The organism is Streptomyces sp. S.PNR 29 (assembly GCF_030386795.1).
Classification (GTDB): Bacteria; Actinomycetota; Actinomycetes; order Streptomycetales; family Streptomycetaceae; genus Streptomyces.
The window spans coordinates 716408-742574 of sequence record NZ_JANUQM010000003.1 but is presented as its reverse complement, the minus strand read 5'-3'; the positions used below and the strand labels follow the sequence as shown (position 1 = coordinate 742574).

Genomic DNA, 26167 nt, shown 5'->3' with positions numbered 1-26167 from the left:
TCCCGGCCCCAGTTCAGGACCACGAACACCCCTAAGTTCTGCGCCGGTGGTGCAGGTAGGGGCGGGGTTTCAGGACAGGCCGAACTCGTCGTCGAGCAGGGAGACGAGTTCCTCGGCGCTCACCGAGTCGAGGTCGACGTCCGTCGCCGACTGCTCCTCGCCGGTTTCCTCCAGCGTTGCCAGCAGCACCCGCAGCCGGGTCGCCATCGCCCCGCGGTCCTCGGTGCTGCCGGGCCCCATCGAGCGGACCGCGGTCTCCAGTTCGCGCAGGGCGAGCAGGGCCGGGTCGGTGGCGGTGACGGGGTCCAGCTCCATGCCGTCCAGCAGCCGCGCGGCCAGGGCCCGGGAGTTGGGGTGGTCGAACACCAGGGTCGCGGGAAGCCGTACCCCGGTGAGGGTGCTGAGGCGGTTGCGGAGGTCGACGGCCATGAGGGAGTCGAAACCGAGGCTCTTGAACGCCTTGGTGACCGGGACGGCGTCCGTGGACGGCAGGGCGAGCACCGAGGCGACCTCGGTCCTCACGAGGTTCTCCAGGGCGCCGATCCGGTCGTCGTGCGACAGGGGCCGCAGCCGCTCACGGAGCCCTGACAGGCCGGTGGCGGCCTCGTCGGCGCGGCGTCGGGGTGGGGGCACCAGGGCGCGCAGCGCGGCGGGCAGGGCCGCCCGGTCGGCCGTGGACAGCCCGCCCGGCTCGAACCGGAAGGGCAGCAGCACGGGTTCGCCGGTGGCGTGGGCCGCGTCGAACAGAGCCAGGCCTTCCTCCGGGGTGAGCGGCTGCATGCCCGAGCGTGCGATGCGCCGCAGGTCGGCGGCGGCCAGCTGGGCGGTCATGCCGGCGCTGCTCTCCCAGGGGCCCCAGGCGAGCGAGAGCGCGGGCAGGCCGTCCGCCCGGCGCTTCAGGCACAGGGCGTCCAGGTAGGCGTTGGCGGCGGCGTAGGCGGACTGGCCGCCGCCGCCGAGGGCTCCGGCGAGGGAGGAGCAGACGACGAAGGCGCCGAGGCCGAGGGGTGCGGTGAGGTCGTGCAGGTTCACCACGGCGTCGATCTTCGGCCGCAGGACGCGGTCGACCTGTTCGTCGGTGAGCGAGGCGAGCAGCCCGTCGTCGACGACGCCCGCGGCGTGCACGACGGCGGTCAGGGGTGCCGTCTCGGGGATCGTGTCGAGTACGGCGGCCAGGGCGTCCCGGTCGGCCGTGTCGCAGGCGGCGACCCGGACGTCGGCTCCCGCTTCGGCCAGTTCCCGGCGCAGGCCGGCCATGCCGGGCGCGTCCTCGCCGCGGCGGCCGAGCAGCAGCAGATGGCGTACGCCGTGCTGCTGGACGAGGTGCCGGGCGAGCAGCCCGCCGATCATGCCGCCCGCGCCGGTGACCAGGGTGGTGCCGTCGGCGGGCCACGGGCCGTCGGGCGCCGGGGCTTGGGCGGTGTGGCGGGACAGGACCGGTACGAGGGTCGCGTCGCCGCGGATCGCGAACTGGTCGGCTTCGGTGCCCTCGGCCCGGGCCAGTACCTGCGACCGGGTCAGGTCGTCGAGCGTGGTGCCGGTGTCGAGGTCGACCAGGAGCAGCCGGTCGGGGTGTTCGAGCTGGGCGCTGCGGGCCAGGCCCCACACCGCGCTGTGCGCCAGGTCCCGTACGCCGTCGCCGGGCCGGGCCTCGATGGCGCCGCGGGTGCACAGCACCAGCCGGCTCTTGACGAAGTGTTCGTCCTCCAGCCAGGTGCGCAGGGTGTCGAGGGCGGTGTGCACGGCGGTGCGTGCGGCGGCGGCGTCGATGCCGGTGGTGGGGGCGATCGGCAGGAGGACCTGGTCGGGTGCCGGGCCGCCGTCGGCGAGGTGCCGGCGCAGGGCGGCGAGGTCCGGGTAGTGGTCGATGTCGGGGCTCTGGGGTGCTTCGGGTCCCACCACGGCCCAGCGGACCGTCGGGGCGCCGGCGGCCTCCGGCCGGGCCGCGGGTGTCCAGTCCATGCGGAACAGGGACGAGGTCACGGACGTGCCCAGCTGGGCGCGGGAGACGGCGCGCAGGCTGAGTCCGCCCACGGACACGAGCGGCCGGCCGTCGCCGTCCCAGAGGGCGGCGGTCACCTCGTCGCCGCCGGCTGCGGCCGCGAGGCGGATCCGGCAGGTGGTGGCGCCCGGGGCCGGCACGGCGACGTTCCGCCAGGCGAACGGCAGGAACGGGCCGCTGCCGCGGTCGGCGGAGGGCAGGAACGCGAGGGTGTGCAGGGCGGCGTCGAGCAGCGCGGGGTGGACGCCGAAGGCCTTGGCGTCGTCGGCGGCCTGAGCGGGCAGCGCCACCTCGGCGTAGACCTCGTCGTCCAGCCGCCAGGCCGCGGTCAGGCCCTGGAACACCGGCCCGTAGGCGGTGCCGGCGGCGGCCAGGCCGTCGTAGAACTCGTCCAGCGGGACGGGTTCGGCGCCCTGCGGCGGCCACAGGGTGAGGGGGCCGGCCGGCTGGGGTGCGGGGCCGGCGGTGAGGAGTCCTTCGGCGTGCCGGGTCCACTCGGTGGTGCCGGCGGGGCGGGAGTAGACGGCGACCGGCCTGCGGTCCTCGTCCGTGGCCTCGCCGACGACGACCTGTACGGTGACGCCGCCGCGCTCGGGCAGGACGAGCGGGCTGTGGACGACGAGTTCGTCGACGTGGCCCGCGCCGAGGCGGTCGCCCGCCCACAGGGCCAGTTCGAGGAAGCCGGTGCCGGGGAAGAGGGCGGCGTCCAGGATCCGGTGGTCGGCCAGCCAGGGCTGCGCGGCGAGGGAGAGCTCGCCGGTGAACAGGGTGTCGCCGCCGGTGGCGGAGCGCACCATGGCGCCGATCAGGGGGTGTCCGGTGCCGTCCAGTCCGGCCGAGGACAGGTCGCCGCGTTCGGCGGTGGACTCGGCGGGCCAGTAGGCCGTCCGCTGGAAGGCGTACGTCGGCAGGTCCACCGGGCGGGCCCCGGTGCCTTCGAAGACGGCGTCCCAGTTCACGGCGGTGCCGTGCACATGGGCGCGGGCCAGGGCGGTGAGGAGGGTGTCCGGCTCCGCGCCGGTGCGCCGCAGCAGCGAGGTGCACACCCCGGCGGGGGCGGTGTCGAGGCAGTCCTCGGCCATCGTGGTGAGCGTCGCGTCCGGTCCCAGTTCCAGGAAGGAGGTGACGCCCGCCTCGGTGAGGGCCGCCACGCCGTCGGCGAAGCGGACGGTGTGCCGGGCGTGCCGCACCCAGTACTGCGGGTCGGCGTACTCGTCGGCGCCGAGGACGGCTCCGGTGAGGTTGGAGACGACGGGGATGCGGGGCGCGGCGAAGGACAGCCCGGCGACCAGTGCGGCGAACTCGTCGAGCATGGGGGCCATGAGCGGCGAGTGGAAGGCGTGGCTGACGCCGAGCCTGCGGGTGCGCCGGCCCTGTTCGGTGAAGTGCGTCTCGAGTGCGTCGACGGATGCGGCGGCGCCGGAGAACACCACACTGCGGGGGCCGTTGACGGCGGCGATGTCGACGGTGTCGGTGTGCTCGCCCAGCACGGCGGTGAGCGCCTCGGCGGCCTCTGTCTCCGCGGCCTGCACGGCCAGCATGGCTCCGCCGGCCGGCAGGGCCTGCATGAGGCGGCCGCGGGCGACCACGAGCCGGGCGGCGTCCGGGAGGTCGAGGACGCCTGCCGCGTGGGCGGCGGCGATCTCGCCGACGGAGTGCCCGAGGAGGTAGTCGGGGACGACGCCCCAGGACTCCAGCAGCCGGAACAGGGCCACTTCGAGGGCGAACAGGGCGGGCTGGGTGATCGAGGTCCGGTCGAGTTCGCCGGCCTCGGCGGTGAACACGGTCTCCCGCAGCGGCCTGCCGAGCAGGGGGTCGATGTGGGCGCAGACCTCGTCGAAGGCGCGGGCGAACGCGGGGAAGGCCGCGTACAGCTCGCGTCCCATGCCCGGCCGCTGGGAGCCCTGTCCGGCGAACAGCAGGGCGAGGCCGCCCTCGCCGGCGGTGCCGCGCAGCAGCCCGTCGGGAGCCTGACCGGCCGCGAACTCGGCGAGCCGGGCCAGGGCTTCGGCACGGTCGGTGACCGGCAGCGCGGCCCGGTGCTCCAGTGCGGTGCGCCGGGTGGCCAGGGTGTGGCCGATGTCGGTGACCGAGCCCTCCGGGTGCCGGCGCAGATGCGTCAGGAGGGTCTCCGCCTGGGCGCGCAGGGCGTGTTCGTCGTGCCCGGACAGCAGCCATGGGGTGACCGGCAGGGGCGCCTGGGGCGTGGCCGCGGGCTCCGGCTCGACGGCCTGTTCCAGGATGATGTGGGCGTTGGTGCCGCTGACGCCGAACGAGGAGACCCCGGCCCGGCGCGGGCGGCCGGTCTCGGGCCACGGCCGGGTCTCGGCGAGCAGTTCCACGGCGCCCGCGGACCAGTCGACGTGCGGGGTCGGCTCGTCGAGGTGGAGGGTCCGGGGCAGGACGCCGTGCCGCAGGGCCTGCACCATCTTGATCACTCCGCCGATGCCGGCGGCGGCCTGGCTGTGGCCGATGTTGGACTTCAGCGATCCGAGCAGCAGCGGCTCGGCCCCGTCGCGGTCACGGCCGTAGGTGGCGAGGACGGCCTGGGCCTCGATGGGGTCGCCGAGGGTGGTGCCCGTGCCGTGCGCCTCGACGGCGTCGACGTCGGCGGCGGTCAGTCCGGCCCGTTCGAGCGCCTTCCGGATCACCCGCTGCTGCGAGGGGCCGCTGGGCGCGGTCAGGCCGTTGGAGGCGCCGTCCTGGTTGATGGCGCTGCCCCGCAGGACGGCGAGCACGGGGTGCCCGTTGCGCCGGGCGTCGGAGAGCCGTTCGACCAGGACGACGCCGGTGCCCTCCGCCCAGCCGGTGCCGTCGGCCGCGGCGGCGAACGCCTTGCAGCGGCCGTCGGGCGCGAGACCGCCCTGCTTGGCGAAGTCGTCGAAGAGGAAGGGGCTGGTCATGACGGCGACACCGCCCGCGAGGGCGAGGTCGCAGTCGCCGTCGCGCAGCGCCTGGGCGGCGGTGTGCAGGGCGACCAGCGACGAGGAGCAGGCGGTGTCCACGGTCACGGCGGGGCCTTCCAGGCCCAGGACGTAGGCCACGCGGCCGGAGACCACGCTGGTGGCGGTCCCGGTGACGCCGTATCCGGCCAGGGCCTCGGAGCCGCGCCGGAAGAGGCTGGTGTAGCCGGAGGCGGCGGCGCCGACGAAGACACCCGTGCGGGTGCCGCGCAGCGTGCCGGGGGCGATACCGGCGCGTTCCAGGGCCTCCCAGGACGTCTCGAGGAGCAGCCGCTGCTGCGGGTCCATGGTCAGCGCCTCGCGGGGGGAGATCCCGAAGAACGCGGCGTCGAACTCGGCGACGCGGTCCAGGAATCCGCCCTGCTGCGGTACGGACCCGTCGGCGGGCGGCTCGCTGGTCCAGCCGCGGTCCGCGGGGAAGCCGGAGACGGCGTCCCGCTCGTCCAGGACGAAGTCCCACAGCTGGTCGGGCGAGGTGATGCCGCCGGGGTAGCGGCACGCCATGCCGACGATCACGAGGGGTTCGTCGTCGGTGCGGGGCGTGGCGGGGGTGGGCGCGGCGGCCGCGGGGCTCGCGGGCTCCTGGAGGTCGCCGAGGAGTTCGGCGGCGAGGAAGTCGGCCAGTGCGCCGGGGGTCGGGTGGTCGAAGACCACGGTGACCGGCAGCCGGAAGCCGACGGCGTTCGTCAGCCGGTTGCGGAACTCGACGGCGGTCAGCGAGTCGAAGCCCAGTTCGCGGAAGGGCGCCGTCGAGCCGACCGCGTCGGGGTCGGAGTGCCCGAGCACGGTGGCGGCGTGCGAGCGGACCAGCTGGAGCAGGATCCGCATGCGTTCGGTGCCGGTGAGCGGCACCAGCCGCTCCCGCAGCGAGCCGCCCTCGGCCTCGGCGGCCCGGCGGCCGGACCGGCGGGCCGGGGAGGGCACCAGGGCCCGCATGATGGGCGGGACGCGGCCGGAGGTTCCGGCGAGCGCGGCCGGGTTGAGCTTGGCGGGTACGAGCTGGGCCTGGTCGCCGCGGCACGCCAGGTCGAAGACGGCGAGGCCTTCCTCGCTGCTCATCGGGATGACGCCGCCGCGGCTCATGCGCTGCATGTCACGGTCGTCGAGGTGACCGGACATCTCGCTGCGCTGTTCCCAGAAGCCCCAGGCCAGGGAGAGGCCGGGCAGTCCCTGGGCGCGCCGGTGGGCGGCGAGGGCGTCCAGCATCACGTTGGCGGCCGCGTAGTTGCCCTGGCCGGGGGCGCCCATGGTGCCGGCCATGGAGGAGAACAGCACGAACGCGCTCAGGTCGAGGTCGCGGGTGAGCTCGTGCAGGTTCAGCGCGCCGGTCACCTTGGGACGCAGCACGGCCCTGGTCCGCTCGGCGGTGAGGGATTCGATCAGGCCGTCGTCCAGGGCGCCGGCGGTGTGCAGGACGGCGGTGAGCGGCTGTTCGGCGGGGATGCCCGCGAGGAGGGCGGCCACCTGGTCGCGGTCGGCGATGTCGCAAGCCGCGACGGTCACCCGGGCACCGGCCCGGGTCAGTTCCTCGGCGAGCTCCGTCGCGCCGGGGGCGTCCGGGCCGCGCCGGCTGGTCAGCAGGAGGCTGGTGACGCCGTGCCGGGTGACCAGGTGGCGGGCGAGCAGCGCGCCGAGGGTGCCGGTGCCGCCGGTGATCAGGACGGTGCCGTGCGCGGGGAACGGGTCGCCGGGGACGGTGAGCACGGCCTTGCCGATGAGGGCGGCCTGGCTCAGGGCCCGGAAGGCGGCGCGGGCCTCGCGGATGTCCCAGGTGTTGAGGTGCGGCGGGCGCAGGGTGCCGTCGGCGAACAGCGGGGTGAGCGTGGCCAGCATCTCGTGGATGCGGTCGAGGCCGGCTTCGGGCAGGTCGTAGGCCTGGTAGACGACGCCCGGGTGGGCGGCGGCGACCTGGTCGGGGTCGCGTTTGTCGGTCTTGCCCATCTCCAGGAAGTGTCCGCCGCGGGGCAGCAGCCTCAGGCCCGCGTCGACGAACTCCCCGGCCAGACAGTCCAGGACGACGTCCATGCCGCGCCCGTCGGTGGACTGCAGGAACCACTGTTCGAAGTCGAGGGTGCGGGAGTTGGCGATGTGCGCGGCGTCCAGTCCCCAGCCGCGCAGGGTGTCCCACTTGCCGGGGCTGGCGGTGGCGTAGACCTCGGCGCCGAGGTGGCGGGCCAGCTGGACGGCGGCGCTGCCGACACCGCCGGCCGCGGCGTGGATCAGCACGGACTGGCCGGGGCGCAGGCCGCCGAGGTCGACGAGTCCGTAGTAGGCGGTCAGGTAGGCGACGCAGACGGAGGCGGCCTCCTCGAAGGTCCAGCCGTCGGGTATGCGGTGCACGGTGCGTTCGTCGGCGACGGTCACCGGGCCGAAGACCTCGGTGGACAGGCCGAACACGCGGTCGCCGACCCGGTGGTGGGTGACGTCGGGGCCGACGGCGGTGATGACGCCGGCGATCTCGCCGCCCAGTCCGGTCAGTCCGGGCACCAGGTCGAGGGCGACGACCACGTCCTTGAAGTTGATGCCGGCGGCGCGGACGGCGATCCGCACCTCGCGCGGCTGGAGCGGTTCGAGGAGTTCCGGGCAGGGCAGCGCGGTCAGGCCCTCGATGGTGCCGGGCCTGGTGTTCTCCAGCCGCCAGGCGCTCTCCCCGGGCGGCGGCACGATCGCCGTGGCCGCGTCCCAGCGGGCCAGCCTCGGGGTGCGGGCCGCACCGGCCCGCAGGGCGATCTGCTCCTCGCCCGAGGCGAGGGCCGTGCCGAGCGCCGCCGCGGACTCGGCGGATTCGTCGAGGTCGACGACGCCGAAGCGGCCGGGGTGTTCGTTCTGCGCCGAGCGCAGCAGTCCCCACACACCGGCGGCGGCGAGGTCGGTGACGTCCTCACCGGCCGCGCTCGCCACGGCGCCGCGGGTGACCACGACGAGCCGGCTGTCGTCGAGGCGGCTGTCCGCGATCCACGTCTGCAGCAGGGCGAGGGTGTCGACGACGGTCTCGCCCGCGCCGCCCGCGGGTTCGCCGCCGCGGACGGGCAGCAGCGCGGTGACGGCGGTGCGGTCCGCGGCGACGCGCGCGGCGAGTTCCTCGATCCCGGCCACGGCCGTGGCGCCGGGCAGGGCGGCGCCGATCCCCAGCGGGTCGTCGCCGAGCACGACACAGCGGGGCGCGGTCTGCTGCTCGTCGGCGCGTACGGTCCTCCAGTCGAGCCGGTACAGCCCGTCGGTGCGTACGGTGCTCAGCGCGGCCTCGGTCATGCGGCGCACGACGAGGGAGTCGACCGACACGACGGGTTCGCCGGCCTCGTCCGCGAGGGTCACGGCGACCTCGTTCTCGCCGCGCCGGGACAGCCGTACGCGCAGCCGTGCGCAGCCGGTGGCGTGCAGCCGTACCCCGGTCCAGGAGAACGGCATGCCGACGCCGCCGCCGTCGTCGCCGTCCCAGGTGAACATGGCGTGCAGGGCGGCGTCGAAGAGCGCCGGGTGCAGGCCGAAACGCTCGGCGGCGGACGTCTCGCCGTCGGGCAGCGCCACCTCGGCGTACACCTCGCCGTCGAGGTGCCACACCTGGCGCAGGCCGCGGAACTCGGGACCGTACTGGTAGCCGGCCTCGGCCATGCGGTCGTACATCCCGGAGATGTCCACCGGCTCGGCGCCCTCGGGCGGCCAGGCCCCGGCGAGGGACTCGGGCTCCTCGCCGGATCCGGTGGTGAGGACACCCGAGGCGTGCCGGGTCCAGGGCGTGTCGGCGGCGGCGTCCTCCGGGCGGGAGTACACGCCGACCGCGCGCGCACCCGTCTCGTCGGCGGCCTCGACGTGCGCCTGCACGACCGTCGCGCCGGTGCCGGGCAGGACGAGCGGGGTGTGCAGGGTGAGTTCCTCGATGCGGCCGCAGCCGACCTGGTCGCCGGCGAGCACGGCCAGTTCCACGAAGCCGGTGCCGGGGAAGATCACCCGGTCGGACACGCCGTGCGCGGCGAGCCAGCTCTGGGTGTGCAGGGACAGCCGCCCGGTGAGCACGGCGCCGTCGCCGTCGGCCATCCGTACCAGGGCGCCGAGCAGCGGGTGGTCGACCGACGACAGGCCGACGGAGCCGACGTCGCCGGTGCGGGTCCCCGCCTCGACCCAGTACCGGGTGCGCTGGAAGGCGTAGGTGGGCAGGTCCACGGTGCGGGCGCCGGTGCCGGCGAACACCGTGGGCCAGTCGACGCGGATGCCGCCAAGGTGGGCCTTGGCCAGCGAGGTCAGCATCCGGCCGAGGCCGCCCTCGTCCCGCCGCAGGGACTCCACGACGACGCCGGGCACCCCGGTGGCGTCGACGGTCTGCTCGACGGCCATGGCCAGCACGGGGTGGGCGCTGGACTCGACGAAGGCGCTGTGTCCCTCGGCGAGCAGGGTGCGGACGACGGGTTCGAAGAGCACCGGCGCCCGCGTGTTGTCGTACCAGTAGTCGGCGTCCATGGTGGCGGTGTCCAGCAGGCCCCCGGTCACCGTGGAGTACAGCGGCACGGTGCCGGTGCGCGGCCGGACCGGCGCCAGCAGTTCCAGCAGCCGCTCGCGCAGCGGGTCGACGAGGGCGCAGTGCGTCGGCACGGTGGCGGCGACGATCCGGGCGCGGACGCCGTCGCGGGCGCACTCGTCGACGAACTCGGCGAGCGCGTCGTCGTCTCCGGCCACCGCGACGATCCGGGGGCCGTTGACGCCGGCGACGGACAGCCGGCCGTCCCAGCGCCGCAGCCGCTCGCGCACCTCGTCGGCGGGCAGCGCCACCGACGCGACGGCGCCCTTGCCGACCAGGGTCTCGGCCAGCAGTTGACTGCGCAGGCAGATCACCCGGGCCGCGTCCTGAAGGGTCAGCCCGCCCGCGACGTGGGCGGCGGCGATCTCGCCCTGGGAGCTGCCGACGACGGCGTCGGGCCGGACGCCGTAGGACTGCCACAGCTCGGCCAGCGACACCATGACGGTGAACAGCACGGGCTGGACGACCTCGATGCGGTCCATGGACGGGGCGCCGGGCTCGTCGCGCAGCACGTCGAGGACCTTGAAGTCGACGAACTCCTCGATGGCGGCGGCGCATTCGGCCGCCTTGGCGGCGAACACCGGCGAGGTGTCGAGGAGTTCCCGGGCCATGCCGGCCCACTGCGCGCCCTGGCCGGGGAAGACGAACACGACCTTGCCCTCGGCGGGGGTGCCGCGCAGTACCCCCTCGGCGGGGCGGTCGTCGGCGAGCGCGTCCAGGGCGGCGAGGAATCCGTCCCGGTCGGCGGCGAGTACGGCGGCCCGGTGCTCAAGACCGGTGCGGGTGGTGGCGAGCGAGAGCGCCACGTCGGCGTCGGCCGGTCCGGGGTGGGCCAGCAGGTGGGCGTGCAGGGCGCGGGCCTGGCCGCGCAGCGCGGGCTCGCTGCGCGCGGACAGCACCCACGGCAGCAGCGGCGGTACGGACGCCCCGGATGCCGCGGGTTCCTCGTCACCGGTCTTGGGGCGGGTGTCCTCGGGAGCCTCTTCGAGGATGACGTGCGCGTTGGTGCCGCTGATGCCGAAGGACGAGACGGCGGCCCGGCGGGGTGTGCCGGAGGCGGGCCAGTCGCGGGCCTCGTCGAGGAGTGCCACGGCGCCCGAGGACCAGTCGACGTTCGGGGTGGGTTCCTCGGCGTGCAGCGTCTTCGGCATCACGCCGTGCCGCAGGGCCTGCACCATCTTGATGACGCCGCCCACCCCGGCCGCGGCTCCGCTGTGGCCGATGTTGGACTTCAGCGAGCCCAGCCACAGCGGCCGGTCGGCGGGCCTGGCCTGGCCGTAGGTGGACAGCAGCGCGTCCGCCTCGATGGGGTCGCCGAGGCTGGTGCCGGTGCCATGCGCCTCGACGACGTCCACGTCGGCGGGGGTCAGGCCCGCGTTGGCGAGCGCCTGGCGGATGACCCGCTGCTGCGAGGGCCCGTTGGGCGCGGTCAGCCCGTTGGACGCGCCGTCCTGGTTGACGGCGCTGCCCCGCAGCACCGCGAGGACGCGGTGGCCGAGCCGGCGGGCGTCGGAGAGCCGCTCGACGGCGACGACGCCGACGCCCTCGCTCCAGCCGGCGCCGTCGGCCGCCGCCGAGAACGCCTTGGAGCGGCCGTCGGGGGCCAGGGCGCGCTGGCCGGACAGGGCCAGGTGGACGGCGGAGGTGGACAGCGTCGTCGCCCCGCCCGCCAGGGCGAGGTCGCACTCGCCGCCCCGCAGTGCCTGCACGGCGAGGTGCAGGGTCACCAGCGAGGAGGAGCAGGCGGTGTCGACGGTGACGGCGGGGCCCTCCAGGCCCAGGACGTAGGAGACACGGCCGGACAGGACGCTGTTGGAGGTGCCGGTGCCGCCGTAGGTGTCCAGCCCGTCCGGGGAGGCGGCGAGCAGGGTGCCGTAGTCCTGCTGGTTCAGTCCGGCGAACACGCCCGTACGGCTGCCGCGCAGCGCGTGGATGTCGAGGCCGGCCTGTTCCAGCGCTTCCCAGGAGGTCTCCAGCAGCAGGCGCTGCTGGGGGTCCATGGACTGTGCCTCGCGCGGGGAGATGCCGAAGAAGGCGGCGTCGAAGGAGGCGATGTCGTCGATGAACCCGCCGGCGCTGGCGTAGCAGGTGCCGGGGTGCTCGGGGTCGGGGTGGTAGAAGCCGTCCAGGTCCCAGCCCCGGTCGGTGGGGAAGGGCCCGATCGCGTCGGTCTCCTCGATCACGAGCCGCCACAGGTCCTCGGGGGAGCTGACCCCGCCGGGGAAGCGGCAGGCCATCCCGATGATGGCGATCGGCTCGGTGCTCTGCGCCTCCACGTCGGCCAGGCGCCGGCGCGTGCGGTGCAGGTCGGCGCTGACCCGCTTGAGGTAGTCACGCAGCTGCTGCTCGTTGGCCATCGGGCTCAGTCCTCTCCCAGTTCCGCGTTGATGAAGTCGAACAGCTCTTCATCCGTGGCGGAATCGAGCTTGCTGGTGATGTCGCCGTCGTCGGGGTGCGCGCTCCAGGCGGTGGCCAGGGCGCGCAGCCGGGCCGCGATCTGCTCGCGGGTGGCTGTGTCCGCCGGGGGTGCCGCGAGTGCGGCCTCCAGGTGGTCGAGCTGGGTGAGCACCGGCAGGGGTGCCCCGGCCACCGTCCGCAGGACCTTGCTCTGAAGGTGCTCGGCGAGCGCGGCCGCCGTGGGGTAGTCGAAGACCAGCGCGGCGGAGAGCTGGACGCCGGTCGCGGCGACCAGGTTGTTGCGCAGCTCCACCGCGGTGAGCGAGTCGAAGCCCAGCTCCCGGAAGGAGCGCTTGGCGTCGAGCGGGGTGTCGGCCCCGTAGTCCAGCACGGTGGCCACCTGCCGCTGGATCAGTTCCAGCAGCAGCTTCCGCCGGCCGCTCTCGGACTGCTCGGCCAGCCGCTGCGCGAAGGACTGTCCCGCCGTCTGCCCGGTGCCGGCCGCGGCGCGGCGCAGCGGCGTGGGCACCAGTGCGCGGAACGGGGCGGGCAGCGTGGCGTCGGCCGCCTTCCTGCGCAGGACGGCCGTGTCCAGGCCCATCGGCACCAGGGTGGCCGCGCCCGAGGTCCACGCCCGGTCGAACAGGGCGAGGCCCTGCCGCGGGGTGAGGGCGAGGACGCCCGCCTGGGCCATCCGGCGGCGGTCCACCTCGGACAGGCGCGCCGCCATGCCCGTGTCGGTCTCCCACAGGCCCCAGGCGAGCGAGGTCGCCGGGAGCCCGGCCGCCTGCCGGGTGTGCGCGAGCGCGTCCAGGAAGGCGTTGGCCGCCGCGTAGTTGGCCTGTCCGGCGCCGCCGAACACGCCGACGCCGGAGGAGAACAGCACGAAGTGGGTCAGCTCCAGGTGGGCGGTCAGCTCGTGCAGGTGGTGCGCGGCCTCGGCCTTGGGGCGCAGGACGGTGTCGACCCGTTCGGGGGTCAGGGTGGTGAGCACGCCGTCGTCCACGACTCCGGCGATGTGCACCACCGCGGTCACCGGATGCTCGGCCGGCACCTCGGCCAGGGCGGCTTCGAGGGCCGCGCGGTCGGCGATGTCGCAGGCCGTGAACGTCGCCTCGGTGCCGTACGCGGCCAGCTCACGGCCCAGTTCGGCCGCGCGGGGGTCGTCCGGGCCCTTCCGGCTGAGCAGCAGCAGCCTGCGCACGCCGTGTTCGGCCGCCAGATGCCGGACGATCTCGGTGCCGATGCCTCCGGTGGCGCCGGTGACCAGCACCGTGCCGTGCTCCTGCGCCCCGGGTGCGGGGGCCTGCGGCGGCTCGGTGACCCGGGCCAGCCGCGGCACGAGCAGCCGGCCGTCGCGGATCGCGAGGTGCGGCTCGGCCGCCGCCAGGGCGGTGCCGACGGCCGCCGCCAGCAGGTCGGCGTCCTCCTCCCGGCCGAGGTCGGCCAGGACGAACCGGTCGGGGTGCTCGGCCTGGGCGGAGAGCAGCAGTCCGCGGACCGCCGCCTGCGCCGGGTCGACGTCGGTGCCGTCGCCGGCGGACACGGCCGCCGTCGTGACGAAGACGATCCGGGTGCCGGTCAGCCGGGTGTCCGCGAGCAGTTCCCCGACCAGCTCCAGGGTGCGGTGCACGGTCCGTCGCGCGGACTCCACGGGGGCGCCGGGCTCCGTCTCCACGGGCAGGACGACGAGGCCGGGCCCGTCACCGCGGTCGGCCGCGCTGCCGAGGGACGCCAGGTCCGGGTGGGCGGCCACCTCGGCGCCCTCCGCCGCGAGGGCCTTGACGAGGCCGTCGGCGGCGGTGCCCACCACCGCCCAGCCCGGGTCCGGTGCGAGGGCCACGGCGTCCACCGGTGTCCAGGTCAGCCGGTACAGGGCGTCCGGTGCGGCGTCCGGTGCCGGGCGCACGGCCGCATCCCCGGCACGGACCTGGACCCGGTCCACCGAGAGGACCGGTTCGCCGTCCGCGTCCGTCAGCAGGGCGGTGACGGCGTCGGGGGCGCTCAGGCTCAGGTGGACGCGCAGCTCGGTGGCGCCGGTCGCGTACCGGGTCACCCCGGTGAAGTGGACGGGTTGGCCGGCCAGTTCGGCGATCAGCTCCGTCACTTCCGCCAGCAGCGCGGGGTGCACGCCGAACCGGTCGGCGTCCGCGGCGTCCCCTTCGGCCAGCGCGAGTTCGGCGAACAGCTCGTCCTCCCGGCGCCATACGAGGTCGGCGCCGACGGGCTCGGCACCGTCCGGCGGCCAGGCCGTGGTGCCGGACTCGGGCTGCGGCCGGGTGGAGGCGTCGCCGAGTACGCCGTGGGCGATCCGCGTCCAGGGGGCGTCGGCCGCTCCCTGCGGGCCGTCCACCGGGCCCAGGTGGAGCGTGAAGCCCCGGTTGCCGTCCTCGTCGGGCGCCGCCACGACCAGTTGCAGCGGCGCCTGGGGAGCGGACGGAACCGGCCCGGCGACCTCCAGTTCGGCGATCCGGTGGCAGCCGAGGCTCCCGCCCGCCCACAGCACCAGGTCGAGGATCTCGCCGCCGGACAGGGGCCGCTCGTCCGAGGCCCCGGGCAGGCTGCCGCTGAACAGGGACTCGCCCGTCCCCGGCAGCGTCACCGACGCCGTCAGCAGCGGGTGGCCGGTGCCCGCCAGGCCCGCCCCGGCCAGTGCCTCGGCACCGCCCGTCGGCGCGTCCAGCCAGTAGCGGCGGCGCTGGAAGGCGTAGGTGGGCAGGTCCACCCGGCGGGCGCCGGTGCCGCGGAAGAACGCGGCCCAGTCCACGCGTTCGGTGCGCACGTGGAGCCTGCCGAGCGCGGTGAGCAGGGTCCGTACCTGGTCGCGGTCGCGGCGCTGGGCGGCGATGCCGGTGGCCCGCTCCCCGGCCGACTCCTGCGCCATGGCGGTCAGGACGCCGTCCGGGCCCAGTTCCAGGAAGGTGGTCACGCCCTCGTCGAGCAGCGTGCGCACCCCGTCCGCGAACCGCACGGCCCGCCGCACCTGCCGCACCCAGTAAGCGGGGTCGCACAGTTCGGCGCCGGCCACCTCCCCGGTGAGGTCGGAGACGACGGGCAGCGCGGGCTCCGCGAAGGCGACCTGGCCGAGTTCCTGCTCGTACGCGGCGAGCATCGGCTCCATCAGCGGTGAGTGGAAGGCGTGGCTGACGGTGAGCCGCTTGGTGCGCAGCCCCGCCTCGGCGAGCCGGGCGCCGGCGGCCGTCACGGCCTCCTCGGCGCCGGACAGCACCAGCGACGCGGGGCCGTTGACCGCGGCGACGGCGACCTCGGCGAACGCGTCGCCGAGTACGGCGGACACCTCGTCCTCGGCCGCGGCGACCGACAGCATCGCGCCGCCTTCCGGCAGTTCCTGCATCAGCCGGGCGCGGGCGGCGACCACCCGGGCCGCGTCCGCGGTCGACCACACCCCGGCCACGTGCGCCGCGGCGAGCTCGCCGACGGAGTGACCGAGCAGGGCGTCGGGCCGTACACCCCAGTGCTCCAGCAGCCGGAACAGGGCCACCTCGACGGCGAACAGGCCGGTCTGGGTGTAGAGGGTCTGGTCGAGCAGCGCGGCCTCGTCCGTCCCGGGCTCGGCCCACAGCACCGTGCGCAGCGGGCGGGGCAGGTGCCGGTCGAGTTCCGCGCACACCTCGTCGAAGGCCGTGGCGAACGCGGGGAAGGCCTCGTACAGGTCGCGTCCCATGCCGGCGCGCTGGGCGCCCTGGCCGGTGAAGAGGAAAGCGAGGCCGCCCTCGGCCCGCTCCTCGGCGACCGCGCCCGTGGCCAGGTCGGCCAGGCTCCGCCGCAGTTCGTCCCGGTCCGCGGCGACGACGACCGCCGCCCGGTCCAGCACGCCGCGGGTCGTGGCCAGCGAGTAGGCGAGGTCGGTGACCGGGTGGTCCTCCCGGTCGAGGAGGGCGGTCAGGCGGGCGGCCTGGTCGCGCAGCGCGTCCTGGGTGCGGGCGGAGACGACGAGCGGTACGGGGTGCGCGACGCCCGGCGTCCCCTCGTCCCCGGCGGTGTCGCCGGGCACCGGCTCCTCGGGTGCCTCCTCCAGGACGACGTGCGCGTTGGTGCCGCTGATCCCGAACGCGGAGACCCCGGCGCGGCGCGGTTCCTCGCCCCGTGGCCACTGTTGTGCCTCGACGAGGAGTTCCACCGCTCCCGAGCTCCAGTCCACGTGCGGGCTGGGCTCGTCCACGTGCAGGGTGCGCGGCATCAGTTCGTGCCGCATGGCCTGCACCATCTTGATGACGCCGGCCATGCCGGCGGCGGCCTGCGTGTGCCCGATGTTCGACTTGACCGAGCCCAGGCGCAGCGGCCGGCCGGCCGGGCGGTCCTGGCCGTAGGTGGCGAGCAGCGCCTGTGCCTCGATCGGGTCGCCGAGCGTGGTGCCGGTGCCGTGCGCCTCGACGACGTCCACCGCCGAGGCGGGCAGGTCGGCGTTGACCAGGGCCTGCCGGATGACCCGCTCCTGGGAGGGGCCGTTGGGCGCGGTGATGCCGTTGGAGGCGCCGTCCTGGTTCACCGCGGAGCCGCGGATCAGCGCCAGCACGGGGTGTCCGCGCCGGCGGGCGTCGGACAGCCGCTCCACGAGCAGGACGCCGACGCCCTCGCCGAGGGAGAACCCGTCGGCGGCGGCGGCGAACGGCTTGCAGCGGCCGTTGGCGGCCAGTCCGCGCTGCCGGCTGAACGCCACGAAGGAGGTGGGGTCCGGCATGACGGTGGCGCCGCCCGCGATCGCGAGGTCGCACTCGCCGTCCCGCAGCGCCTGGGCGGCCAGGTGCAGGGCGACCAGCGAGGACGAGCAGGCCGTGTCCACGGTGAGCGCGGGGCCCTGCAGGCCGAGCGAGTACGAGATCCGGCCGGAGGCGAGGTTGGACGACGCGCTGACGAGGAAGCCCTCCATGCCGTCCGTGGAGCCGCGCAGCCGGGTGCCGTAGGCCTGGTCGGTCAGACCGACGTACACCCCGGTCCGGCTGCCCCGCAGGGACTTGGGGACGATGCCGGCGCGTTCCAGGACCTCCCAGGACGATTCGAGCAGCAGCCGGTGCTGCGGGTCCATGGCCTGTGCCTCGCGCGGCGAGATGCCGAAGAAGCCGGGGTCGAAGTCGCCCGCGTCGTGCAGGAATCCGCCGTGGTCCACATAGCTGGTGCCGGGCCGGTCGGGGTCGGCGTCCAGCAGCCGGCCGACCGGCCAGCCCCGGTCCGTGGGGAACGCGGTGATCAGGTCCTTCTCGTCGCGGACGGCGCGCCACAGTTCCTCGGCGGAGGAGATGTCGCCGGGGTAGCGGCAGGCCATGGCGACGATCGCGATCGGCTCGTCCTGGTCGACGCGTACGACGGTGGCGGGTGCGGTCTGCGGGGCGGTCTCCGGCTGGAGCCCGCGGTCCAGGAAGTCGGCGACCTCGGCGAGCGTGGGGTGGTCGAAGACGAGGGTGGCGGGCAGCCGCAGACCGGTCGCGGTGCTCAGCCTGTTGCGCAGTTCGACCGCGGTGAGTGAGTCGAAGCCCAGTTCCTTGAGCGCGCGGGCGGCGTCGACGGCCTGGGCGTCGTGGTGACCGAGTACGGCCGCGGCCTGCTCGCGCACCAGCTCGCGCAGCGCCGCCGAGCGCTGGGAGTCCGTCAGGCCGGCCAGCCGCCGGGCGAGCGGGGAGGCCGGATCGTCCGCCGCGGTGTCGTCGGCGGCCGGCTCGGGCCGGGCCTCGGGCAGTTCGGCCAGCAGCCGGCTGGGCCGTTCGAAGGTGAACTGCGGCGTGAACCGCTCCCAGTCGACGTCCACCAGCAGCAGCGAGGACTCGCCCTCGGCGAGCACCGCGGCGAGGGCGGAGACGGCGAGGTCCGGGTCGATGAGCGGCAGGCCCTTGCGGGCGAGAGTGTCGAAGATCGGGTCGTCGGCCATGCCGCCGCCCGCCCACGGCGCCCAGGCGAGGGACACCGTGTGCACGCCGGCCGCGCTGCGGTGCTCGGCGCGGGCGTCGAGGACACCGTTGGCGGCGGCGTAGACGCCGTGGTTGCCGGCGCCCCAGGAGGCGCTGATGGAGGAGAAGTAGACGACGGCGTCGAGCTGCGCGGGGTCCAGGGCCGCTTCCAGATGGGCGATGCCGCTCACCTTGGCGGCCATCGCCTCGGCCAGGTCGTCGAGCCCTGCCTCGGCCAGGGGGCCGAGTCCGCCGCCGGCGGCGGTGTGCACCACGGCGCCGATCGGGTCGCCGTCGCTCTGGGCCGCGGCGACCATCGCCGTCACCTGGTCCGGATCGGTGAGGTCGCAGGAGAGCAGGCTCACCCTGGCGCCGAGCGCGGTCAGTTCGGCGGCCAGTTCGTCCGCGCCGGGAGCGTTCGGGCCGCTCCGGCTGGTGAGGACCAGGTGTGCGGCGCCCTCGCGGGCGAGCCAGCGGGCGACCCGCCGGCCGAGCGCTCCGGTACCGCCCGTGACCAGCACGGTGCCGTGGGGCCGCCAGCCCGCGCCGGCCGCGGTGCGCGGGGTGGCGCGCAGCAGCCGGCGGCCGAACACGCCCGACGGGCGCAGCGCCACCTGGTCCTCGGCGTCCAGTCCCGTGAGGACCGCGGCGAGGCGGCTCGCCGTGTGCTCGTCGAAGGTGCCGGGGAGGTCCACCAGGCCGCCCCAGGTGTGCGGGAACTCCAGCGCCGCGACGCGGCCCAGGGCCCATACGGCCGCCTGCTCGGGGTGGGCGGGTCCGGCGTCGTCGTCGGTGGCGACGGCACCGTGGGTCAGGCACCACAGCGGCGCGGTGACCTCGGCGGTGGCGAGCGCCTGCAGCAGGGCGAGGGTGAGCGCCGTCCCGGCGGGAACGTCGGGCCGGTCCGGGTGCGGGGTGCCGTCGGTGGCGGTCAGCGAGACGACCCCGGCGGGCTCCCTGCCGTCGAGTGTGCCGCGGATCGCCGTGGCCAGGGCGGTGTGGTCCGCCGTGGTGTCGACGGCCAGCACCGCCAGGTCGTCCGCGAGGGCGCGCAGGGCCTCGGAGACGGCGGTGGCGACCGGGTCGTCCGTGACGCCGGCCGGCACCACGAGCAGCCAGGTGCCGGGCAGGGTGCGGGCCTCCGGCTCGGGCAGCCGCCGCCACTCGACGCGGTAGCGCCAGGAGTCGACGACGGCCTGTTCCCTGCGGCCGCGCCGCCAGGCGGACAGGGCCGGTACGACCGCCCGCAGCGGCTGTTCGTCGGCCATGCCGAGCGTGTCCGCCAAGGCGGGCAGGTCCTGCTGGTCCACGGCCTGCCAGAAGCGGTCGTCCTGCGGGTCCGCGGCCGTCGCCGGCCGGGGAGCCGGCCAGTAGCGGGTGCGCTGGAAGGGGTAGGTGGGCAGTTCCACGGGTGCGCCGCGGTCACCGTCGAAGGCGGGTGCCCAGTCGACGGGCACGCCGTGCACCCAGAGTTCGGCCAGGGCCGTGCGCACGCGCCGCAGCCCGCCCTCGTCACGGCGCAGCGTGCCGGTGACCACGGGGTCGGCGCCGGCCAGCTCGGCCGTCTCGGTGAGGGCGGCCTGGAGCACCGGGTGCGGGCTGACCTCGACGAAGACGTCGTAGCCCTGCTCGGCCAGGGCGGTGACGGACGGTTCGAGCAGGACGGGTTCGCGCAGGTTGCGGTACCAGTAGGCGGCGTCCAGGCCGGTGGGGTCCTGCCAGTTCGCGGTCACGGTGGAGAAGAACGGGATCCCGGCCGGGCCGGGGGTGACCGGGCCGAGGGCGGCCATGATCTCGTCCTCGATCCGCTCCACCTGCGCCGAGTGCGAGGCGTAGTCCACGTCGATGCGCCGGACCCGGACCTCCTGGGCGCGGGCGTGGGCCACGAGCTGGTCCAGCGCGTCCGGCTCACCGGAGAACACCACCGCGGAGGGCCCGTTGACGGCCGCCACGGAGACCCGTCCGTCCCAGCGGGGAAGCCACCGCTCGGCCTCGGCGAGCGGGATGCCGACGGAGACCATGCCGCCCTCGCCGATGAGCGCGCGGAGCGCCTGGGCGCGCAGCGCGACCACGCGGGCCGCGTCGTCCAGGGTCAGCGCCCCGGCCACGCAGGCCGCGGCGATCTCGCCCTGGGAGTGCCCGATCACCGCGGCGGGCTCCACCCCGTGGGAACGCCACAGTGCCGCCAGCGACACCATCACGGCGAACAGCACAGGCTGGACGACGTCGACCCGTTCCAGGACCTCACCGGAGCGTACGAGGTCGGTCACCGAGAAGCCGGTGTGGGGCGCGAGGGCGCGCTCGCACTCGGCCCAGCGGGCGGCGAACACCGGGGAAGTGTCCAGGAGTTCGGCCGCCATGCCGGGCCACTGCCCGCCCTGCCCGGGGAAGACGAAGACCGGGCCCCGGCCCGCCTGGCGGGCCACTCCGGTGACCGTGCCGTCGGCGGGGCTGCCCGCCGCGACGGCGCGCAGCGCCTCGGTGAGTTCGCCGTGTTCCGTGCCGAGCACGACGGCCCGGTGCTCGAAGGCCGAGCGGGACGTCAGCAGGGCGTGCCCGACACCGGCGACGGGCAGGTCCCGCTCGGCCAGGTGGGCGTCCAGGCGGGCGGCCTGCGCGCGCAGCGCCTCCGGGGTACGGGCGGACAGCAGCCACGGCACCACGGCTGCGGGAGCGGGCTCCGGCCGCGCGGTTTCGGCGGGGGCCGGGCCCTGTTCCAGGACGACGTGCGCGTTGGTGCCGCTGACGCCGAACGCCGACACGCCCGCGCGGCGCGGCCTGCCGTTCTCCGGCCAGTCACGGTTCTCGGTGAGCAGCCGGACCGTGCCCGCCGACCAGTCGACCTCGCCGGTCGGCTCGTCCACGTGCAGCGTGCGGGGCAGCACACCGTGCCGCATGGCCTGCACCATCTTGATGACACCGCCGACACCGGCCGCCGCGCCGCTGTGCCCGATGTTCGACTTCAGCGAGCCCAGCCACAGCGGCTGCTCCGCGGACCGGTCCCGTCCGTAGGTGGCCAGCAGCGCCTGGGCCTCGATCGGGTCGCCGAGGGTGGTGCCGGTGCCGTGCGCCTCCACGGCGTCCACGTCCGCGGCGGACAGTCCCGCGGTGGCCAGCGCCTGCCGGATCACCCGCTGCTGTGCCGGGCCGCTGGGGGCGGACAGCCCGTTGGAGGCTCCGTCGGAGTTGATGGCGGTGCCCCGGATCGTCGCCAGGACCCGGTGCCCGTTGCGCTGTGCGTCGGAGAGCCGCTCCACGATCAGGACGCCCGCGCCTTCGGCCCAGTTGGTGCCGTCGGCGCTCGCGGCGAACGCCTTGCAGCGGCCGTCGGCGGCCAGCCCGCTCTGCCGGCCGAAGTCGACGAACGCGCCGGGCGTGGAGATGACGGAGACGCCCGTGGCGAGCGCGAGGTCGCACTCGCCGCGGTGCAGGGCGCTGACCGCGGTGTGCAGGGCCACCAGCGACGAGGAGCACGCCGTGTCCACGGTGACCGCGGGCCCGTGCAGGCCGAGGGTGTAGGCGATGCGGCCGGAGATGACGCTGGTCGCGGTGCCGGTCGTCAGGTATCCGTCCGCCTCGGGCGCGCCGTCCAGGGCCGCGCCGTAGTCCGAGCCCGCGGCGCCGGCGAAGACTCCGGTGCGGCTGCCGCGCAGGCCGGCCGGGTCGAGGCCGGCGTTCTCCAGGGCTTCCCAGGACACTTCCAGCAGCAGCCGCTGCTGGGGGTCCATGGCGGTCGCCTCGCGGGGGGAGATGCCGAAGAAAGCCGCGTCGAAGTCGGCGGCGTCGGGCAGGAATCCGCCCTTCATGGCGAGGTCCGGCTCGGCCCGGCGCAGGGCGGGCAGGTCCCAGCCCCGGTCGGCGGGGAAGTCCCCGACGCCGTCGCGTCCCGAGTGGACCAGGTCCCACAGGCCGTCGGGGTCGTGGACGCCGCCGGGGTAGCGGCAGGCCATGCCGATGATGGCGATCGGGTCGTCGTGGTCGGCCGTGGGCGCCGTGTCGTCCTCGTCCTGGCTCGCCCCGGACAGTTCGGCCATCAGGTGCGCGGCGACCGCCTGCACGGTGGGGTGGTCGAAGACGAGGGTCGCCGGGAGCCGCAGCCCCGTCTCGGCGGCGATCCGGTCCCGGAACCGTACGGCCGCCAGGGATTCGAAGCCGAGGTCGCGGAACGGCAGGGCGGGATCGATGGCGTCGGCGGACGCGTGGCCGAGTACGGCGGCGGCCTGGGCCCGCACGAGTTCCAGCAGGTCGTGTTCCTGGTCGGCGGAGTGCGGCAGGGCCGCCTCGGCCGCCCGGGGGGCGGGCAGGGCCCGGACGGCGGGCAGGTCGGCGACGAGCGGGCGGGGGCCGCGGCCGGTGAGGACCGGGTGGAACAGCGTCCAGTCGATGTCGGCGATCGCGCAGACCGCGTCGTCGGCGTCGAGGGACGCCGTCAGCGCGGACATCGCCAGCCGTGCGGGCATCGGCAGCAGGCCGGGAACCGCCGGGTTCCCGGTGTCCGTGGCGGTCGCCCAGGGGCCCCACCCGACGCAGGTGCCGGTGCGGCCGTCGAGCGCGCGGCGCCCGGCCAGGGACTCCAGGGCCGCGTGCGCGACGGTGTGCACGACGTCCTCGGTGCCGCCCCAGGTACCGGCGACGGTGGACAGCAGCAGGAAGGCGTCCAGGTCCGCGTCCAGGAACAGCTCCTGGAGCCGGACGACGGAGCGCAGCCGGTCCCGCACCGCGCGGGCGAGGTCGGCGGGGCTGAGCTCGTCCACCGTGGAGGGGCCCGCCGGGTCGATGCCGCTGAGGTGCACCACGGCGGTCACCGACGCGGGGTCCACCGGCGGCTGCCCGCCGTCCGGGTCCCATGCGGTGAGGGTGCAGGGGCCGCCCGCCGCGTCCAGGACGGCGGCGTCGGGCAGGGCCGCACCCGGGCGGTGCGCCAGCAGCAGCTCGCGGGCACCGTCGGCGGACAGGAACCGCAGCAGGTCCGGCGTCACGTCGGCGACATCGCCGGTGACCAGGACGGTCCCCGCGGTGCGCCACTCACGGGCGGGCCGGGGTCGCTGGGCCGGCAGCAGCTTGCGGGCGAACACCCCGCCGGGCCGTACGGCGAGTTCGTCGCGGTCGCCGGGTGCGGCCAGCGCGGCCGCCAGCAGGCGCAGCGAGCGGGCGTCGAGGTCGGCCGGCAGGTCCACCACGCCGCCCGCGCCGGGCAGGACCCGGCCGAGCCCCCACAGGGCGGCCTGCGCGGCTCCGGGCGCCGGCTCGGCGTCGACGGAGACGGCGGCCCTGGTCGCGTACCACACCGGGGCGCTCACGTCGGTGTCGGCGAGCGCCTGACGCAGGGTCAGGGCCGCTTCCAGCGGGTCGCCGGACTCCGCGGGCAGCACGAGGACGCCCGCCAGGCCGGCGGGCAGCGTCGCGCGCAGCCGCTCCGCGAGGGCGGCCCGGTCCTCGGTGGGCCCGGCGGTCAGCAGGACCGCCCCCTCCCCCAGGGCTTCGGCCACGGTGGCGCCGTCGCCGTCCTCCGGGGCGACGACCAGCCAGGGGCCGGCCGGGCGGGCGTCGGGGTCGAGGGAGGTGTCGGGCGTCCAGCGGACCCGGTAGCGCACACGTGCGGTCTCGTCGGCCGGTTCGGTGGTGCGCGGTGCCGTGGGGGTGGCGGGCAGCCAGTAGCGCTCGTGCTGGAAGGCGTAGGTGGGCAACTCGGTGCGGGCCCCGCCGCGTGCCGCCAGCATGGTGTCCCAGTCGACGCCGACGCCGTGCACGTGCAGTTCGGCCAGCGCGGTGAGAACCGTGTCCGGCTCGGGCCGGTCGTGCTGCAGGGTGGGCACCAGGGCCATGTCGCGGCCCTGCTCGCCGAGGCCGTCGCGTGCCATGGCGATGAGCGCTCCGCCGGGCCCCAGTTCCAGGCAGGCGGTGACCGACCGTGCGCCGAGCCAGCGGATGCCGTCGTGGAAGCGCACGGTCTCGCGGACCTGCCGGACCCAGTACTCCGGCCAGCTGATCGACGCGGGGTCGAGGGGGGCGCCGGTCAGGTTGGACACCATGGGGATGCGGGGCTCTTGGTGCCGCAGCCCCTCGGCCACCTCGCGCAGCGGCTCCAGCATCGGCTCCATGTGGACGGAGTGCGCGGCGTGGCTGATGGGCAGCTTGCGGGTCTTGTGTCCGCGCTCCTCACAGAGTTCCCGGACCCGTTCGACGGCGTCGGCGTCGCCGGAGACGACCACGGCGCGGGGCCCGTTCACCACGGCGATGGTCGCCCGGTCGCCGACGTCGGAGTCGGCGATGGCGGCGGCCAGTTCCGCCTCGGACGCCTCGACGGCGACCATCGCGCCGTCGGTGCGCAGGGTCTGTACCAGCCGGCCGCGCGCCGCCACGAGGGTGCAGGCGTCGTCCAGGGAGAGCACTCCGGCGCAGTGCGCCGCGGCCAGTTCGCCGGTGGAGTGCCCGAGGACGTAGTCGGGGGTGACGCCGGCGTGTTCGACGAGCCGGAACAGCGCCACCTCCAGCGCGAACACCGCGGGAAGCGCGTACCCGGTCTGCTCGATCAGCGGCAGCCCGTCCACGACGCGTCCGTCGAGGATGTCGTCGAGCGGGTGGGCGAGTTGCGGGTCGAGCCGCTCGCGCACCTCGTCGAAGGCGCGGGCGAACACGGGGAAGGTGTCGTACAGTTCCCGCCCGATCCCCGCCCGCTGCGAGCCCTGCCCGGTGAACAGAAAGGCGACCGGCCCGGCCGGTGCGGTCCGGCCGCGTACCACGCGGGGGTCCGCCTGGCCCGCGCCGAGCGCTGCCAGGCCGGCGAGGAGTTCGTCGCGGCCGGAGCCGAGGACGACGGCGCGGTGCGCGAGCCGGGCGCGGCCGGACGCCAGGGACCGGGCGACGTCCAGGGGACGCTGCTCCGCGTCCGCGGCCACGTGCCCGTGCAGCCGCCGGGCCTGGGCGCGCAGCGCGGCCTCGCTCGCGGCCGACAGGGTCCACGGGACGGCGGCCGACGGCGAGGGGTCGGGCTCCGGCCCGTCCGCGCTGTCCCGTCCGCTCGTCTCGGGGTCGTGTTCGAGGACGACGTGCGCGTTGGTGCCGCTGATACCGAAGGAGGAGACGGCCGAGCGGCGCGGCCGTCCCGTCCGCGGCCACTGCCGCTCCTCGGTCAGCAGCCGTACGTCACCCGCCGACCAGTCGACCTGCCCGGTGGGCTCGTCCACGTGCAGGGTGCGCGGCAGCAGTCCGTGCCGCATCGCCTGCACCATCTTGATGACACCGGCCATGCCGGCGGCGGCCTGGGTGTGCCCGATGTTCGACTTGACGGAGCCGAGCCACAGGGGCTCGTCACCGGCCCGGTCCTGGCCGTAGGTGGCCAGCAGCGCCTGCGCCTCGATCGGGTCGCCGAGCGCGGTGCCGGTGCCGTGGGCCTCCACGGCGTCGACCTGGCCGACGCCGAGCTGGGCGTCGGCGAGCGCCTTGCGGATGACGCGGCGCTGGGCGGGGCCGTTGGGGGCCGACAGGCCGTTGGAGGCTCCGTCCTGGTTGACGGCGGAGCCGCGTACGGTGGCCAGGACGGGCAGGCCCTGCTCGCGTGCGGTGGACAGCGGCTGGAGGAGGAGCACGCCGACGCCCTCGCCCCACCCGGTGCCGTCCGCGGCGGCGGCGAAGGCCTTGCAGCGGCCGTCACCGGCCATGCCTCCCTGCTCGGCCATCTCCGCGAACAGGGTGGGCTCCGCCATCACCGCGGCGCCGCCGACGAGGGCGAACGAGCATTCACCGGCGCGCAGGGAGCGCACCGCGAGGTGCAGCGCGACCAGCGAGGACGAGCAGGCCGTGTCGATGGTGATCGCGGGCCCCTGCAGACCGAGCGAGTAGGCGATCCGGCCGGAGGCGACACTGCTGGTCGTGCCGGTCAGGACCAGTCCCCTGACCTCGTCGAGCAGTTCGTCGTCGCGGGGGCCGTACTTCTGGTCGGCCATGCCGATGAACACGCCGCCGTCGGCGCCCCGCACCGAGGTGGGGTCGACGCCGGCCCGCTCCAGGGTCTCCCAGGCGGTCTCAAGCAGCAGCCGCTGCTGCGGGTCCATCGCCAGCGCCTCACGCGGCGAGATCCCGAACAGGCCCGCGTCGAAGTCGCCCGCGTCGTACAGGAATCCGCCGGCCCGCCGGAAGTTCCCGCGCAGCTGGTCGGTGTGCCAGCCGCGGTCGGTGGGGAACGCCGAGATGGCGTCGCCGCCCAGGCGCACGAACTCCCACAGGTCCTCCGGGGACGTGATGCCTCCGGGGAAGCGGCAGCCCATCGCCACGACGGCGATCGGTTCGGCGCTGCCCGACTCCAGCTCGTGGACCCGCTGCCGGGTCCGCTTGAGGTCCGCGGTGACCCGCTTGAGGTAGTCGACGAGCTTGTCGTCACTGACCACTG

Annotated in this window: 2 protein-coding genes; both read right to left on the bottom strand. The window is 75.6% G+C overall.

Features of this window, described 5'->3' with window-relative positions:
- Positions 1–69 precede the first annotated feature (69 nt).
- Positions 70–11835 carry a type I polyketide synthase gene (locus NW895_RS12020; RefSeq protein ID WP_289935413.1) on the bottom strand — a complete coding sequence of 3922 codons (11766 nt, stop codon included), beginning with the start codon at positions 11833–11835 and terminating at the stop codon, positions 70–72.
- 5 nt (positions 11836–11840) lie between these two features.
- Positions 11841–26165, bottom strand: coding sequence for a type I polyketide synthase (locus NW895_RS12015; RefSeq protein WP_289935526.1), 14325 nt, complete (start codon positions 26163–26165; stop codon positions 11841–11843).
- Between the last annotated feature and the right edge of the window lie 2 nt (positions 26166–26167).

Bases quoted from the DNA above. Each gene is read 5' to 3' on its own strand.
- NW895_RS12020 (WP_289935413.1), bottom strand. From the start codon at position 11,835: ATGGCCAACGAGCAGCAGCTGCGTGACTACCTCAAGCGGGTCAGCGCC.